The organism is Microbacterium caowuchunii, assembly GCF_008727755.1.
GTDB classification, from domain to species: domain Bacteria; phylum Actinomycetota; class Actinomycetes; order Actinomycetales; family Microbacteriaceae; genus Microbacterium; species Microbacterium caowuchunii.
Genome location: NZ_CP044231.1, coordinates 2182845 through 2198028, shown reverse-complemented (window position 1 = coordinate 2198028; position 15184 = coordinate 2182845). Strand labels below are relative to the sequence as shown.

Below are 15184 nucleotides of genomic sequence, written 5' to 3'. Positions count from 1 at the left end.
CGCGATCAGAGACGCGCGTAACGGGCGCGGAAGCCGCAGAACACGCCGTACGCGATGAACCCGAACCCGATCGACGCCACGAGCCATGGCCCGAGGGGGAGCCCCAGGAGGGTCGCGACGGCGCCGTCGAGTCCGCCCGCCTCCTCCGGGTCCACGCGCACCGCAGCGACGATCAGCAGGACGCCGACCGCGAACAGGGCGACGCCTTTGGCGATGAAGCCGAACACCCCGAGTGCCGTGGTGAGGCCTCCCACCGTGCCGCCGGGGATGGTCATCTTGGTGCGGAAGCTGCGCCGCACGCCCATCACGACGAACGCGATGCCCGCGATGGCGACGCCGAGCCCGACGGCGCCCAGGAGGAACGGCCCACCCGGGACGGCGAGGACGCCGCTGCTCGCGGCACGGGCGGCGTCGTCCCCGCTGGGCTCCGCTCCCAGCGCGACCGCGCCGGCGATCACCCCCAGCGCGAGGAAGACGACCGCCTGCCCGGCCTCGGAGACGCGCCTGCCCCACTTCTTGGCCGGATCGGAGGCGTGCACGGGCACCGCCGCCACGCCGTGCCAGATGCCCAGGGCGCCCAGCGCGACGGCCAGCACCCAGAGGGCGACGAACCCGGCCGGCGCGGCTGCGATCGCCTTGAACGCGCCCGACTGGTCGCTCTCGCCCCCCGCGCCAGAGGCGACGGCCAGGACGATCGCCCCGATGAGGGCGTGCACGACGCCGTTCGCGGCGTAGCCGGCGCGGGCGAGGGTGCGCAGCACCGGGTTGGCCTCCGCCGCGCGGGCGGCGTCCTTGGTCGAGGTCATGCCCGGACTCTAGAGGGACGGGGGAGATCGTCCGCGGGGGCTTGACGACCTGCACGGGACACATCGGCGGCGGACCTAAAATGACCGGATGCCCGAAACCGCCGCACCCCCCGCCCCGAAGCCGCCGCGCTGGCGTGCACTGGCGGGTCTCCTGGAAGCGGCACCGCCCCGGGTCATGATGCTGCTGGGCGCCGGCATCGCGCTGCTGGGCTCGCTCATCGTCATCCGGCCGCTGGCCTCCCTCGTCCTCCTCGGCGTCTACGTCGGGGTCAGCGCGATCCTCTCCGGGCTCCTCGAACTCGTCTCCCGGCACCGTGCGCCGACGTGGTGGACGCGCGCGCTGGCCTTCGTGTGGATCGCGGGCGGGGTCATCGTGCTCGTCTGGCTCGGCCGCAGCATCGAATTCCTCCCCGCAGCGCTCGCGATCCTGCTCGTCGTCGGCGGCCTGGCCTCACTCGGCGACGCGCTCGGGGCGAAGCGGCTGAGCGTCCGGGTGCTGGCCCTCGCCTGGGGGGCGGCCCAGATCGCCTTCGGCGTACTGTCGCTGACCTGGCCGGATCTCACCCTCCTGGTCGTCGCGGTCGTCTTCGGGGTGCGCACGATCGTCTTCGGGGCGACGCTGATCACCCGCGGGACGCGACGGCTGATCGCCGCGCGGCGTCCGCCGGGCGCGCAGAGAGCGGTCGCCGAGCCGTCGCGGCGCGCACTGGCCTGGGCGGCCGCCGGACGGTACGCGCTGTCGCTCCTGCTGGTCGTGGGCGCCGTCGGCGGTTTCGGGCTCGACGACTTCCTCAGCGAGGGTGCGCCGGTCGTGGACGGCTTCTACGATCCGCCGAGCGACCTCCCGCTCGGTCACGGGCGGCTCATTCGCACGGGGGAGTCCCTCGGCCGGGAACCGGACCGGGGAAGCGTCAGCCGCATCCTCTACACGACGCGCGATGCGCACGGCTTCCGTGCCGTGGGCAGCGCCATGGTCATCGTCCCGGACGACCCGGCGCCCGGACCCCGTCCGGTGATCATCTGGAACCACGGAACCACCGGCGTGGCCCGCGGATGCGCGCCGAGCCTCACCGACGGGACCGCCACGAAGTGGGCGATCCCCGCCCTGGAGCAGATGCTCGCCCGCGGCTGGGTGGTCGTCGCCCCCGACTACAGCGGACAGGGCGCGCCCGGCACGTTCCCCTACCTGATCGGCAAGGGCGAGGCGCACTCCGCCCTCGACGCGGTGCTGGCGGCCGGGGAGATGGAGGACCTCGTGCTCTCGCCCCAGACCGTCGTCTGGGGACACTCGCAGGGCGGCCACGCGGCGCTGTGGACCTCGCAGCTGGCCGAGGAGTACACCCCCGGCCTGGACATCCTGGGGACGGCGGCGTTCGCGCCGGCGGCGGACCCGGTGGAACTCGCCCGGGAACTGACCTCCGGCGACGCGGGTGCGATGCTCACGGTGCTCGTCTCCTGGGTGCTGGTGCCGTATGCGGACACCTACGCCGACGTCGATCTGAACGCCTACGTCGCGACCGGCGCCCGGTCGATCGTGCGCGAGATGACCCAGCGCTGCCTGAGCGAGCCCGGCGTGATGGTCTCCGCGCTGACCGCGCTGGGCCTGCGCGAGGACAGCCCCTTCGACACCGAGAACCTGACCAGTGGGGCGCTGGGGCGACGACTCGCCGAGAACGTGCCGACGGGGCCGTGGAACACGCCGATCTTCGTGTCCTGGGGGACGCGTGACGAGGTCCTGCCCACGGCGTCGCAGCGTGCGCTGGTGGAGCGGCTCTGCGCCCAGGGGGAGCAGGTGCGGGCGGTGCCGGTGCGCGGCCGTGGCCACCAGGACATCCTGCAACCGCGCTCGGCCATGCTGACCGACCTCGTGCGGTGGACCGACACGCTGCGGTTCGCCGCTGTGCCCCCGGCATCCGTGCTGGACGACTGCGAACCCTGACCGTCCGCCGGGATCCGCCCGCGCGCGATCGGGTAACGTAGACGGGATGCGGACGCTCTGCGCGCCGCGAAGAAATGAATAGGTAGGTCATCGTGGATATCGATCTCGGACTTCTGCGTACGGTCGAGCGCGAACGGGAAATCCCGTTCGAAGAACTCGTCGCCATCATCGAGCAGGCGATTCTGACCGCCTACGCGAAGCACACCTCGCCCAGCGGCGAACTGCCCGCTGGCGCCCGTGCGCATCTGGACCGGAAGACCGGCCACGTGGCCGTGTTCGTGCCGCTCCTCGACGAGGAGGGCGCCGTCATCGGCGAGGAGGAGAGTGCGCCGGACGACTTCGGCCGCATCGCCGCCTTCGCCGCCAAGCAGGTCATCAACCAGCGGCTGCGCGACATCGCCGACGACGCCGTGCTCGGGGAGTTCCGCGGCAAGGAGGGCGACATCGTCGCCGGTGTGATCCAGCAGGGGCCCAACCCCCGCATGGTCCACGTCGACCTCGGCTCGGTCGAGGCGATCCTGCCGCCCGAGGAGCAGGTCCCCGGCGAGCAGTACAAGCACGGCACCCGCATCCGCGTCTACGTCACCTCCGTCTCCAAGGGCACGAAGGGCCCGCAGATCACGGTCTCGCGCACCCACCCCGGACTCGTCCGGAAGCTGTTCGCCCTCGAGGTCCCGGAGATCGCCTCCGGCGTCGTCGAGATCGTCTCGCTCGCCCGCGAGGCGGGGCACCGCACCAAGATGGCCGTGCGGACGGCGGACCCGTCGATCAACGCGAAGGGCGCCTGCATCGGCGAGATGGGACGCCGGGTGCGCTCGGTGACCGAGGAGCTCGGTGGCGAGAAGATCGACATCGTCGACTACGACCCGGAACTCGCCGCCTTCGTCGCCAACGCGCTGTCGCCGGCCAAGGTCACCTCGGCGTTCGTCCTGGACTCGTCGATCAAGGCCGTGCGCGCACTCGTGCCGGACTACCAGCTCTCGCTCGCGATCGGCAAGGAAGGGCAGAACGCCCGCCTGGCCGCGAAGCTCACCGGGGCGAAGATCGACATCCAGCCCGACAGCATCCTGGAGAGCTGAGCGGACCTCGCACGGCGACCGGTGTAAGATGGATGCTGTACGAACGTGTGTCGGATGTCGCACGCGTGCCCCCCGCACTGATCTCCTCCGGGTGATCGCCGTCGGATCCCGCCTCGTCACTGACGACCGGGCCTCGATGCCGGGGCGGGGCGCGTGGGTTCACGAGACGCCGGAGTGCATGGATGCCGCCATACGGCGCCGTGCCTTCGTCCGGGCATTGCGTGTGTCAGGCCCGCTTGACACGCAGACCATCGAGAAACGGCTATTGGCTATGGACACGAAGTGAACGGCTCGAAATGAGACCCGTCCGCAAGTAACGGTCTGCCCTGTCCTGGGTAGGCCCCAGACAGGAGAATTGTGGCAAAACCACGCGTGCACGAGATCGCTTCCGAGCTCGGCGTCGACAGTAAAGTCGCCCTCGCGAAGCTGAAGGAGCTCGGCGAATTCGTCAAGAGCCCCTCATCGACCATCGAGCCCCCGGTGGCTCGGAAGCTTCGCGCCGCCCTCGAGGCGGAAGGCGCAGCGACCCCCGCGGCACCGAAGTCGGCGTCCCCGGGACCCAAGCCGTCGTCGGGTGCCCGTCCGGGCCCCGCCCGTCCGGCCCCGGCACCTGCGGCGCGTCCGCAGTCGCCCGCACCGGCCCCCGCGGCACCCGCTCCGGCACCGGCCGCTCCGGCACCGGCTCCCGTCGCGGAGACGCCGGCCGCGCCGGCCGCTCCGGCCGCACCCGCGGCCCCCGACGCCGCGACCCCTGCTCCTTCGGCTCCGGCACCCGCCGCGCCGAAGCCGGGTGGCGCCGCACCGAAGCCGGGCGATTCCGCTCCGAAGCCCGGTGACGCGTCGACCCCGCCGCGCCCGGGTGGCGCGCCGCGTCCGGGTAACAACCCGTTCGCGTCCGCTCAGGGCATGGGACAGCGTCCCGCCGGCCCGCGTCCGGGCAACAACCCCTTCGCCTCGGCTCAGGGCATGGGACAGCGTCCCAGCCCGGGCAACATCCCTCGTCCGCAGGCCCCGCGTCCGGGTGCTCCGCGTCCGGGTGCTCCCCGTCCCGGCGGCGCAGGTCGCCCCGGCGGTGGCGGTCGTCCCGGCGCTCCCTTCCAGCAGCGTCCCGGCGGTCCCGGTCGTCCCGGCGGTGCCGGTGGCGGCGGGTTCGCCCGTCCGGGCGCTCCCGCGGGCGGCGGTTTCGCCGGTCGTCCCGGTGGCGCCGGCGGTCGTGGTCGCGGTCCCGGTGGTGGCACCGCAGGTGCCTTCGGTAAGGGCGGCGGCAAGTCCAAGCAGCGCAAGTCGCGGCGGGCGAAGCGGCAGGAATTCGAGATGCGGTCGGCGCCGGTCGTCGGCGGCGTCAACGTCCAGAAGGGCAACGGCCAGATCATCCGGATGCGTCGCGGCGCATCGATCGCCGACTTCGCGGACAAGATCGAGGCCATCGCCGGCTACACGGTCCAGCCCGGCACGCTCGTGACGATCCTCTTCAACCTCGGTGAGATGGCGACCGCCACGGAGTCCCTCGACGAGGCGACCTTCGAGGTCCTCGGCGCCGAGCTCGGCTACAAGATCCAGATGGTCTCGCCCGAGGACGAGGACAAGGAGCTCCTCGAAGGCTTCGGTCTCAACCTCGACGCCGAGCTCGAGGCGGAGAGCGAGGACGACCTCGAGATCCGTCCCCCGGTCGTCACCGTCATGGGTCACGTCGACCACGGTAAGACGCGACTGCTCGACGCCATCCGCCAGACCAACGTGGTCGCGGGCGAGGCCGGCGGCATCACGCAGCACATCGGTGCGTACCAGGTCTGGACCGAGCACGAGGGCATCGAACGTGCCATCACCTTCATCGACACCCCTGGTCACGAGGCGTTCACCGCCATGCGTGCCCGTGGTGCCCAGGTGACGGACCTCGCGATCCTCGTGGTCGCTGCCGACGACGGCATCATGCCGCAGACGGTCGAGGCCCTCAACCACGCTCAGGCGGCAGGTGTGCCGATCGTGGTCGCGGTCAACAAGATCGACAAGCCCGACGCCAACCCGGCCAAGGTACGCCAGCAGCTCACCGAGTACGGTCTGGTCGCCGAGGAGTACGGCGGGGACGTCATGTTCGTCGACGTGTCGGCGCGCAACAACATCAACATCCAGGAACTCCTGGATGCGGTGCTGCTGACGGCGGACGCCGGTCTCGACCTGACGGCCAACCCGAACAAGGCGGCACGCGGTGTCGCCATCGAGGCGAAGCTCGACAAGGGCCGCGGTTCGGTCGCGACGGTGCTCATCCAGTCCGGTACGCTGCGTGTCGGCGACCCGATCGTCGCCGGGACGGCCTACGGCCGCGTCCGCGCGATGATCGACGAGAACGGCGACGCGGTCGAAGAGGCCGCCCCGTCCCGCCCGGTCCAGGTGCAGGGTCTGAACTCGGTGCCGCGCGCCGGTGACGTGTTCATCGTCACCGACGACGACCGGATGGCCCGCCAGATCGCCGAGAAGCGTGAAGCCGCAGAGCGCAACGCGGCTCTGGCCAAGGCCCGCAAGCGCATCTCGCTCGAGGACTTCACCCGTGCTCTCGAAGAGGGCAAGGTCGAGTCGCTCAACCTCATCATCAAGGGCGACGTCTCCGGTGCCGTCGAGGCACTCGAGGAGTCGCTGCTCAAGATCGAGGTCGACGATTCGGTCCAGCTGCGCATCATCCACCGCGGTGTCGGTGCCGTCACGGAGTCGGACATCAACCTCGCGACGATCGACAACGCGATCGTCATCGGGTTCAACGTCCGCCCCGACGCGAAGGCGCGCGAACGCGCGGCTCGTGAGGGCGTCGATGTCCGCTTCTACTCGGTCATCTACAACGCGATCGACGATGTGGAGCAGTCGCTCAAGGGACTCCTCAAGCCGGAGTACGAAGAGATCCAGTCCGGTGTGGCCGAGATCCGGGAGGTGTTCCGTTCCTCCAAGTTCGGCAACATCGCCGGTGTCATCGTCCGCAGCGGCACGATCACGCGCAACGCGAAGGCGCGCGTCATCCGCGAAGGCGTCGTGATCGCCGATGGCCTGGCCATCGAGTCGCTGCGCCGCTTCAAGGACGACGTCACCGAGGTCCGCACGGACTTCGAGGCCGGTATCGGACTCGGTAAGTACAACGACATCCGTATCGGCGACGAGATCGAGACCACCGAGCTGCGCGAGAAGCCGCGCTCCTAGGCCTCCGACGGCACCGGATCCGGGTGCTCCGCTCCTCAGGGCGCGGGGCGCCCGGATCCGCCGGTCGTCACCCCCTTACCCGTTTTCAAGATTGGAAGAAGCGATGGCCAACGAACGTCAGGCTCGCCTTGCCGACCGGATCCGCGTCCTGATCGCGGAGCGGCTCGAGAAGGGGCTGCGGGACCCGCGTCTCGGGTTCGTCACCATCACGGACGTCCGCGTGACCGGTGACCTGCAGCACGCCTCCGTGTTCTACACCGTGCTCGGCAGTGAGCAGGAGCGGATCGATTCCGCCGCCGCCCTCACCGCCGCGACCGGGATGCTGCGCAGCGACGTGGGCCGGAAGCTCGGCATCCGCCTCACGCCCACGCTCGAGTTCATCCTCGACGGCATTCCCGAGAACGCCGGCCACATCGAGGACCTGCTGCGCGAGGCCCGTGAGCGCGACGAGTCCGTCGCCGGGCTCGCGGCGACCGCCCAGCCCGCCGGCGACGCGGACCCCTACGTGAAGCCCCGCGAGATCCAGGACTGAGATCCGGCGGCCGCCTCAGCGCGGCAGCCGCAGCATCCCGCCGGATGCCTCCGCCAGACCGTCGGCGATCAGGGAATCGATCGCCCGGTCGCGCTGGCGTGGGTCCGGCCAGTCCGGGACGACCTGATCGAGCGCCGCCGCGTGCTCGGGTGCCTCGCGGAGGACCCGCAGTACGGCCCCGCGCGCCTGCCGGTCGCTGCCCTCGTACCGGGCCTGACGCCGCCGCGTGTCGCCGGTGTCGGGATACCCCGCGTTCCGCCAGGCGCACACCGCCACCAGCGGGCACGCATCGCAGCGCGGGGCGCGCGCCGTGCAGACGACGGCGCCGAGCTCCATCGCGGCGGCGTTGAACCGTGCCGCCGCATCGTGCTCGGCCGGCAGCTGGAGCGCCATCGCGGCGAGGTCCCGCCGGGCGGGCGGACCCGGGTGCGCGCGCCCGTCCACGGCGCGCGCCAGTACGCGACGCGTGTTCGTGTCGACGACCGGGTGGTGGTCCCCGTACGCGAACACGGCGACCGCCCGGGCGGTGTAGTCCCCGACACCCGTCAGCGCCAACAGGGCGTCCACATCGCGGGGGACGCGGCCGTCGTGCCGGTCCCTGATCTCCACCGCCGCGCGATGCAGCCACAGCGCCCGCCGGGGGTAGCCGAGGTTGGCCCAGAGCCGCACGGCGTCCGCCGGCGGTGCGGCGGCGAGGTCTGCGGGCGTGGGCCAGCGTTCCAGCCATTCCTGCAACCGGGGGACCACCCGCTCGACGGGAGTCTGCTGGAGCATGAACTCGCTCACCAGCACACCCCAGGCACCGAACCCGGGCGCGCGCCACGGGAGCGGGCGGGCATTCCGCTCGAACCAGGCGTTGACGATCGGGGCGAGTTCGGGCACCACGACAGCGTATGCGTGCCGGGAGACGCCCCGACTCCGTCGTAGGCTGGGATGATGCGTGACGACAGGCCTGCTGCGCCATCCGGGATCCTGCTCGTGGACAAACCCGGGGGCATGACCAGCCACGACGTCGTCGCGCGGGCGCGCAAGGCGCTCGGCACGCGGAAGATCGGCCACGCGGGGACGCTCGACCCGATGGCCACCGGGCTGCTCGTGCTCGGCGTCGGTCCCGCCACCCGCCTGCTGACCTACCTCGTCGGACTCGACAAGACGTATCTCGCGACGATCCGGCTCGGCGCGGCCACGGACACCGACGACGCCGAGGGGGAGGTCACGGCGACGGCGGGGGAGGGTCTCGTGGCGGCCGTCACGGATGCGGCCATCGCCGCCGGCATCGCGCAGCTGACCGGCGACATCTCCCAGGTCCCCAGCACGGTGTCCGCCATAAAGGTGGACGGGCGCCGCGCCTACGACCGCGCCCGGGCGGGCGAGGAGGTCGTCCTCAAGGCCCGCGCCGTGACCGTTTCCCGTTTCGACGTCCTCGCCGCCCGCAGGACCGAGCACCTGATCGAGCTCGACGTCGTGGTCGACTGCACGAGCGGGACGTACATCCGGGCGCTCGCCCGCGACCTGGGCGCGGCGCTCGGCGTCGGCGGCCACCTGAGCGCGCTGCGGCGCACGAGGATCGGCGACTTCGACGTGGCCGAGGCCGTGCCGGCGGACGCCATGGACGCCGGCGGGCTGCTCGACGCGGCGGTCGTCGCGGCGCGCGTCATGACGAGGCTCGATGTCGACGAGGACCAGGCGCGCGACCTCCGTCACGGCAAGCGTCTCCTCGGCGCCGGCACCCTCGCCGGACGCGGCCATCTCGCCGCCGTCGACCCCGCCGGGCGGCTCGTGGGCATCCTCGAGCGCCGCGGTGCGGATCTGAAGAGCGCCATGAACATGCCTCCGGAGGAGAGCGAATGATCCTGTGGTTCACCCTGGTCCAGGTGGGGGTCGCCGTCGTCGCGGCGCTCCTGTGCGTCGTCCTGGGCCTCGCCGGACGCCGGCCGAGCGATCTCACGGTGGGGGCGCTGGCGCTCATCGAAGTGCTGCTGATCGCCCAGATCGTCGTCGCGCTGATCGCCCCGTTCGCCGGTAACCCGCCGAGCGGCAGCCTGCTCGAGTACTGGGTCTACCTCGTGCCCGCCGCGCTGCTCCCGCCCGCCGGGGTCGCGTGGGCGCTGCTGGAGCGCAGCAAGTGGAGCACCGTGATCATGGGGGTCGCCGCGGCGGCCGTGGCCGTCATGGTGTGGCGCATGCACGTCATCTGGACCGTGCAGATCGGCTGAACGTCCGGACGCCCAGAGGGCGGTCGGGGCGCGCAGGCCGCCCAACTACAATGGGACGGTCATGTCTGAGAATGCACCCCGCCGCCGGATGAGCGGCATCGGCCGCGTCCTCGTCATCGTCTACGCCATCATGGCCCTCGCCGCGACCGGGCGGTCGTTCGTGCAGATCGTCAGCGAGTTCGACGAGGCACCGCTCGCCTACGCGCTGTCCGCGGCGGCGGCGGCCGTCTACATCCTGGCGACGCTGGCGCTGATCTTCTCCGGATCGGCCATCTGGTACCGGATCGCATGGGTCGCGATCGTCTTCGAGCTGGTGGGGGTGCTCGTGGTCGGAACCCTCAGCATCCTCGACCCCGCACTCTTCCAGCACCCGACGGTGTGGTCCCTCTTCGGCAACGGATACCTCTTCGTGCCGCTCGTGCTGCCGTTCTTCGGGTTGTGGTGGCTGTGGGTGCACCGCTCCGTCCCCGCATCCGCACCCCTTCCGGAGCCCGTTCGATGATGGTCTTCCGCGGGCCCGAGGACGTGCCCGCCGGATTCGGACCGTCGGTGGTCGCGATCGGCAAATTCGACGGAGTGCACGCGGGTCACCGTGTCGTGCTCGAACGGGCGAAGGTGGATGCGGCGACCCGGGGCGCACGGGTCGTGGCGGTCACCTTCGACCGGAACCCCCTCGCGGTGCTCCGGCCCGAACGCAACCCCGCCGAGCTGGTGGGGGTCCCGCAGAAGCTGCGTCTGCTCGCGGAGACGGGCATCGACGCGACGATGGTGCTCACCTTCGACGAACGTCTGGCGCTGCTGAGCCCGCGCGACTTCGTCGTGGACATGCTCGTCGAGCCGCTCGGCATGTGCACGATCCTGGTCGGGACCGACTTCCGGTTCGGCCGCGGCGGGGCGGGGAACGCGGACCTCCTGCGCGAACTCGGCGAAGAGTTCGGCTTCCGCGTCGACGTGGTGGACGAGGTCCGCGCGATCGACGAGGGCCGGCGGGTCTCCTCCACCTGGGTGCGCGAACTGCTCGGCGCCGGCGACGTCGAGACGGCGGCGAAATTGCTCGGCCGCCCGACCGCGGTGTGGGGCGAGGTCGTGCACGGGCTCAAGCGCGGTCGTGCCCTGGGCTTCCCGACCGCGAACCTGTCGGCCTCCCTGGAGGGCTTCGCCCCGGCCGACGGCGTGTATGCCGGATGGCTGATCGACGAGGCCCCTGGCCTGCGCTCCGGCGTCCGGTATCCGGCCGCCATCTCGGTGGGCACGAATCCCACCTTCGGCGACGTCACCCGTCGTCAGGTCGAGGCGTACGTGCTCGATGAGACGGATCTCGACCTCTACGGCCATGAGGTCGAGGTGCAGTTCGTCTCCCGGGTACGGGGGATGACGGCGTTCGACGGGGTGGAATCGTTGAAGGCGCAGATGGCCGACGATGTCGCGCAGGTGCGCGCGGCGCTCGGGCGGGGCTGACCCGGCCGAGCGCCGCGTGCTACCGGCCGATCCTCAGTACGAGGACTCGTCGACCCGACCCGCCGCGGTTCCGCCGGCGAGGATCGAGCGCAGCTCGCCGAGGATCGTCGCGCTGCCGCTCGTGCCCAGGCGCGTCGCACCGGCGTCGAGCATCTCCAGTGCGGTGGCGAGGCTCCGGACCCCTCCGGATGCCTTGACCTGCACCGCATCCGACACGTTCTCGCGCATGAGCCGCACGTGCGGGACCGTCGCGCCCCCTCCGGCGAATCCGGTCGAGGTCTTGACGAAGTCGGCCCCGCCCGCCTCGGTGAGGCGGCTGCCGCGGGCGATCTGCTCCTCGTCGAGGAGCGAGGTCTCCAGGATCACCTTCAGTACGCGTGAGCCGGCGGCGTCCTTCACGGCGCGGATGTCCTCGACCACCGCGTCGTCGAAGCCGGAACGCAGCCAGCCGATGTTGACGACCATGTCGAGCTCGGTCGCGCCCGCCTCGATCGCGGCGCGCGCTTCGGCCACCTTTGCGGCGGTCGAGGTGGTGCCGTGCGGGAATCCGATGACCGTGCCCACGGCGACGCCCGACCCCGCCAGCCGGTCGACGGCATGGGGGATGTCCGACGGTCGGACGCACACGCTGAACACGCGCCACTCGCGGGCGATCGACAGCTCGGCGTCGACATCCGCCCGGGTGAACTCGGGCTTCAGGATGGCGTGATCGATCGTGGCGGCGAGCTGGGCTTCGGTGATCTCAGGCATGTCCTCAGCGTACGCGGCGGTCGCCCTCTCACCGGGAGCGGCTGCACGCGGACGAGGCCGAGCGAGCGACGCGCGACGTGGGGCGACACGCCCTCGGCATCGAGGTAACGAAACGATAACGCTGCACGGTAGGGTGGCCGGACGTCGACGGAGACGATCAGGAGGATCGATGCACCCGCCCCGCGCATCCCGCGGACTTCCCGCGTTGGCCACGCTCGTCGCGCTCGCGGCGGTCTCCGTGATCGTCGCGGTCCTCGGAGCGTCGCCCCCGGCGGTGGGCGCCACCGAAGCACTCGGTGCGGCCCGCAGTCCGGGCGAACCGGCCTTCGTCGCGAGCCATCGCGGGGGAGCGGCCCACGCCCCGGAGAACACCCTGCCCGCCGTCTCGAGGGCGTTCGACGACGGGTTCGACTACGTGGAGGTGGACGTCGCCCTGACCCGGGACCGGGTGCCGGTGCTCCTGCACGATCAGACCGTGGATCGCACCACCGACGGAGCGGGGGAGCTCGCCTCCCTCAGCTGGGCGGACGTGTCCGCGCTGGATGCCGGGGCGTGGTTCTCTCCCGCGTACGCGGGCACCCGGGTGCCGAGGGTGGAGGAGTTCCTCGACCTGGTGGCGGAGCGGAACGGCCGGGCCATCGTCGAGCTGAAGGGCCCGTGGGACGGGGAGGCGGCGGCCGCACTCGTCTCCGCGATCGAGCAGCGCGGTCTCGAGCGCAGCATCACGGTGGCGAGTTTCGACGCCCGCACGCTGGCCCTCGTGGGCTCGGCCTCGCCCGTGCTGTCCCGGATGGTGGTGCTCCGTGCGCTCCCGGACGACGTGGTGCATGCGGCATCGCTCGCCGGGGTGCGGGGCGTGATCGCCAGCAGGCGCGCGGTCGCCGAGCGGCCGGAGGTCGTCGCGCAGCTGCACGAGGCGGGCCTGCGCATCGCGGTCTACACGCTCAACTCGGACGAGCAGTGGCGGGAGGCCACGTCGCTCGGTGTGGACGGCATCATCACGGACGACCCCACCGGGCTCTTCCGCTGGCAGCAGGACGCCTAGCGGCGCGGGTCGCGGATGCCGGCGAACGACGCGACGGCGCCCGCGGCCATGAGCGCGGCCGTCACGATCGCCGCCCGATGGAACCCCTCGAGGTCGAGGTCGCCGGCCACGACGACGCCGAGGAGGGCGACCGACACGAGGCCCGCCACCCGGGCCACCGCGTTGTTCACGGCCGAGGCGATGCCGCTGCGTTCCGCCGGGACCGCGCTGAGGACGGCGGAGGTCAGCGGCGCGACCGTCAGCGTCAGGCCGGCACCGAACGCCAGCAGCCCCGGCAGGACCTGGGTGAGGTAGTCGAAGTCATCGGCGACGGTCAGCAGCAGCAGCGCGCCCACCGCCATCAGGGCCGGCCCCGCCGTCATGAACAGGCGCGGCCCGAGCTTGCCGGCCAGCGCTCCCACCCGGGAGCTGAACAGGATCATGAGCACAGTGGGCGGCAGGGTCGCGAGGCCCGCGAGGGTCGCGGAGAGCCCCGCGCCCTGCTGGAGGTAGACCGCGACGACCAATCCGTTCAGCGAGAGGGCGGCGTAGACGAAGAAGGTCGAGAGGTTGCCCGCCCAGAAGTTCCGCGCCGAGAACAGTGACAGCGGCATGAGCGGCGACGGGGCGACCCGCTGGCGCAGGACGAACCCCACGACACCGAGGATCCCGCCGATCCCGGCGATCCACACCGCCGGGGAGTCCCAGCCCAGCCGCGGCTGCTCGATGAGGGCGAACACGAGCGCCCCGAGTCCGATCGTGCACAGCGCCGCGCCGGGGATGTCGATCCGGGCGCCGGGGACCCGGGCATCGCGGAGGCCGCCGCGGACGAGCAGCACCAGGGTGAGGGCGATCGGCAGCACGTTGAGCACGAACACCCAGCGCCAGGAGAGCAGGTCGACGAACAGTCCGCCGACGACCGGGCCGACGAGCGTCGCCACCGTGGTCGCTCCCGTCCAGATGCCGATCGCGCGGGAGCGCGCGGCGCCGGCGAAATGCGAGGTGATGAGGGCCAGGGAACTCGGCACGAGCAACGCCCCGCCGACACCCTGCACCGCGCGCAGCAGGATGAGGGTCAGCGGATCCGGGGCGAGCGCGATCGCGACCGAGGAGACGCCGAAGATCAGCAGTCCGATGCGCAGGATGCGGATGCGGCCGAACGCGTCGCTGAGGGACCCGGCGACCAGGATGAACGCGCCCAGGGTCACGAGGTACGCGTCCACCACCCACTGCTGCGTGGCGAGGCCCCCGCCCACGTCCCGCTCGATCGCGGGCAGAGCCACCGTCACGACGGTCCCGTCGAGGAACGAGACGAAGGAAGCCAGGATGGCGACCAGCAGCACGGTCCGGTCGCTCGGGCGGGCTGCATCCACCCCCTCACGGTAGGGGAGCGGCGCCCCGGCGACCAGTGCCCGCGGCGCGGTGCCGCGCCGGATGCGTGCGCGCGTCCGGGCGGGCGCGGCGGGCGAGCGGCGTTAGGGTCGAAGGAGACCGCGACCCCGGAGGAAACCCCGTGACGAACACCCGTCCCCGCATCCGCACGCTCCTGGCGGCGACGGCCGTGATCTCGGCGGCGTTCGCCCTGGCGGCCTGCGTCCCGGAGCCGGACCCCACGGGCTCCTCGCCGTCCTCGCCCGCGCCGTCGGTCAGCGCCTCCGACTCCGCCGAGCCGACCGCCTCCGTGCCCGCGGATCGCCCGCAGACCGTCGAGATCTCCCTGCCGGCATCGTGTGACGCGCTCTACTCGCCGCAGATGCGTGCCACGCTCGAGGATCGGCTGCCGCCGCTGAACGACCCGGCCGTGACGCTGTACTCCACGCAGCTCGTGCCGGCGCTGGAGATCCTGGAGTCCGGTGTGCCGACCCTCCGCTGCTCGTGGGGCGCCCCCGGCGGCGCGGGGCTCTCCACGAACGTGACCGTCCTCACCGCCGAGGACCTCCCGGGGGTCCAGGACATGCTCGCCGTCAACGGCTTCGGATGCGAGGACGCCGTCGGCGGCATCCTGTGCTCCGTGCAGACCGAGACCCTGGATCTCGACAGCAAGCTCGTGACCCGCGGTGAATCGCACTTCCTGCGCGGCAACGGATGGGTCGCCACCTCCTGGGTGGGTGAACTCCCCGCCGGGTACACCGAGGACGTCGCGGCGACGCTCTGGGGCTGATCCGGCGACATCCCGGCACTTCCGTGCCGACAACCG

General features: G+C 71.9%; 15 protein-coding genes. 11 read left to right on the top strand and 4 right to left on the bottom strand.

What is annotated here, in order from left to right:
- Positions 1-5 precede the first annotated feature (5 nt).
- The gene (locus tag F6J84_RS10550; RefSeq protein ID WP_150973583.1) at positions 6-806 is read right to left on the bottom strand and encodes a DUF1206 domain-containing protein; all 801 of its coding nucleotides are present in this window, start codon (positions 804-806) and stop codon (positions 6-8) included.
- Between the two features lie 88 nt (positions 807-894).
- Between F6J84_RS10550 and F6J84_RS10545 the strand changes: the two genes are divergently transcribed.
- From F6J84_RS10545 to rbfA, 5 genes are all read left to right on the top strand, one after another.
- Complete coding sequence (locus F6J84_RS10545; RefSeq protein ID WP_150973581.1) at positions 895-2745, top strand: lipase family protein; 1851 nt, start codon at positions 895-897, stop codon at positions 2743-2745.
- A gap of 92 nt (positions 2746-2837) precedes the next feature.
- Positions 2838-3824: a transcription termination factor NusA gene (nusA, locus tag F6J84_RS10540; RefSeq protein WP_150973579.1), complete on the top strand. Its 987-nt coding sequence runs from the start codon at positions 2838-2840 to the stop codon at positions 3822-3824.
- Positions 3825-3852: 28 nt separating this feature from the next.
- Positions 3853-4110 carry a YlxR family protein gene (locus tag F6J84_RS10535; RefSeq protein WP_150895489.1) on the top strand — a complete coding sequence of 86 codons (258 nt, stop codon included), beginning with the start codon at positions 3853-3855 and terminating at the stop codon, positions 4108-4110.
- Between the two features lie 71 nt (positions 4111-4181).
- Positions 4182-7007 carry a translation initiation factor IF-2 gene (gene infB / locus F6J84_RS10530; RefSeq protein WP_191905642.1) on the top strand — a complete coding sequence of 942 codons (2826 nt, stop codon included), beginning with the start codon at positions 4182-4184 and terminating at the stop codon, positions 7005-7007.
- 103 nt (positions 7008-7110) lie between these two features.
- The gene (gene rbfA / locus F6J84_RS10525) at positions 7111-7539 is read left to right on the top strand and encodes a 30S ribosome-binding factor RbfA (RefSeq protein WP_150895485.1); all 429 of its coding nucleotides are present in this window, start codon (positions 7111-7113) and stop codon (positions 7537-7539) included.
- A gap of 15 nt (positions 7540-7554) precedes the next feature.
- Here rbfA and F6J84_RS10520 read toward each other — a convergent pair whose 3' ends face one another.
- On the bottom strand, positions 7555-8421 hold the full coding sequence (locus F6J84_RS10520) for an HhH-GPD family protein (protein ID WP_150973575.1): 867 nt from the start codon (positions 8419-8421) through the stop codon (positions 7555-7557).
- 54 nt (positions 8422-8475) lie between these two features.
- Here F6J84_RS10520 and truB point away from each other — a divergent pair, with 54 nt between their 5' ends.
- The 4 genes from truB (at position 8476) to F6J84_RS10500 (ending at position 11213) form a co-directional block, all read left to right on the top strand.
- On the top strand, positions 8476-9390 hold the full coding sequence (gene truB, locus F6J84_RS10515) for a tRNA pseudouridine(55) synthase TruB (RefSeq protein ID WP_150895482.1): 915 nt from the start codon (positions 8476-8478) through the stop codon (positions 9388-9390).
- The gene (locus tag F6J84_RS10510; protein WP_150895480.1) at positions 9387-9755 is read left to right on the top strand and encodes a hypothetical protein; all 369 of its coding nucleotides are present in this window, start codon (positions 9387-9389) and stop codon (positions 9753-9755) included. The genes truB and F6J84_RS10510 overlap by 4 nt, the downstream gene beginning before the upstream one ends.
- A gap of 61 nt (positions 9756-9816) precedes the next feature.
- Positions 9817-10257, top strand: a complete 441-nt coding sequence (locus F6J84_RS10505; RefSeq protein WP_150973573.1) for a hypothetical protein — start codon at positions 9817-9819, stop codon at positions 10255-10257.
- A complete protein-coding gene (locus tag F6J84_RS10500) occupies positions 10254-11213 on the top strand; it encodes a bifunctional riboflavin kinase/FAD synthetase (protein ID WP_150973571.1) in 960 nt (319 codons plus the stop codon). The genes F6J84_RS10505 and F6J84_RS10500 overlap by 4 nt, the downstream gene beginning before the upstream one ends.
- A gap of 33 nt (positions 11214-11246) precedes the next feature.
- Here F6J84_RS10500 and deoC read toward each other — a convergent pair whose 3' ends face one another.
- Positions 11247-11963, bottom strand: a complete 717-nt coding sequence (gene deoC, locus F6J84_RS10495; protein ID WP_150973569.1) for a deoxyribose-phosphate aldolase — start codon at positions 11961-11963, stop codon at positions 11247-11249.
- 169 nt (positions 11964-12132) lie between these two features.
- Here deoC and F6J84_RS10490 point away from each other — a divergent pair, with 169 nt between their 5' ends.
- On the top strand, positions 12133-13008 hold the full coding sequence (locus F6J84_RS10490) for a glycerophosphodiester phosphodiesterase (RefSeq protein WP_150973567.1): 876 nt from the start codon (positions 12133-12135) through the stop codon (positions 13006-13008).
- Here the strand turns inward: F6J84_RS10490 and F6J84_RS10485 are convergent.
- The gene (locus tag F6J84_RS10485) at positions 13005-14360 is read right to left on the bottom strand and encodes an MFS transporter (RefSeq protein WP_150973565.1); all 1356 of its coding nucleotides are present in this window, start codon (positions 14358-14360) and stop codon (positions 13005-13007) included. The two genes, F6J84_RS10490 and F6J84_RS10485, sit on opposite strands and share 4 nt — an antisense overlap.
- A gap of 140 nt (positions 14361-14500) precedes the next feature.
- Between F6J84_RS10485 and F6J84_RS10480 the strand changes: the two genes are divergently transcribed.
- The gene (locus F6J84_RS10480) at positions 14501-15148 is read left to right on the top strand and encodes a hypothetical protein (protein ID WP_150973563.1); all 648 of its coding nucleotides are present in this window, start codon (positions 14501-14503) and stop codon (positions 15146-15148) included.
- Positions 15149-15184: the final 36 nt, after the last annotated feature.

Bases quoted from the DNA above. Each gene is read 5' to 3' on its own strand.
- truB (WP_150895482.1), top strand. From the start codon at position 8,476: ATGCGTGACGACAGGCCTGCTGCGCCATCCGGGATCCTGCTCGTGGAC.
- F6J84_RS10500 (WP_150973571.1), top strand. From the start codon at position 10,254: ATGATGGTCTTCCGCGGGCCCGAGGACGTGCCCGCCGGATTCGGACCG.
- rbfA (WP_150895485.1), top strand. From the start codon at position 7,111: ATGGCCAACGAACGTCAGGCTCGCCTTGCCGACCGGATCCGCGTCCTG.
- F6J84_RS10490 (WP_150973567.1), top strand. From the start codon at position 12,133: ATGCACCCGCCCCGCGCATCCCGCGGACTTCCCGCGTTGGCCACGCTC.
- F6J84_RS10550 (WP_150973583.1), bottom strand. From the start codon at position 806: ATGACCTCGACCAAGGACGCCGCCCGCGCGGCGGAGGCCAACCCGGTG.
- F6J84_RS10545 (WP_150973581.1), top strand. From the start codon at position 895: ATGCCCGAAACCGCCGCACCCCCCGCCCCGAAGCCGCCGCGCTGGCGT.
- F6J84_RS10510 (WP_150895480.1), top strand. From the start codon at position 9,387: ATGATCCTGTGGTTCACCCTGGTCCAGGTGGGGGTCGCCGTCGTCGCG.
- deoC (WP_150973569.1), bottom strand. From the start codon at position 11,963: ATGCCTGAGATCACCGAAGCCCAGCTCGCCGCCACGATCGATCACGCC.
- F6J84_RS10505 (WP_150973573.1), top strand. From the start codon at position 9,817: ATGTCTGAGAATGCACCCCGCCGCCGGATGAGCGGCATCGGCCGCGTC.
- F6J84_RS10535 (WP_150895489.1), top strand. From the start codon at position 3,853: ATGGATGCTGTACGAACGTGTGTCGGATGTCGCACGCGTGCCCCCCGC.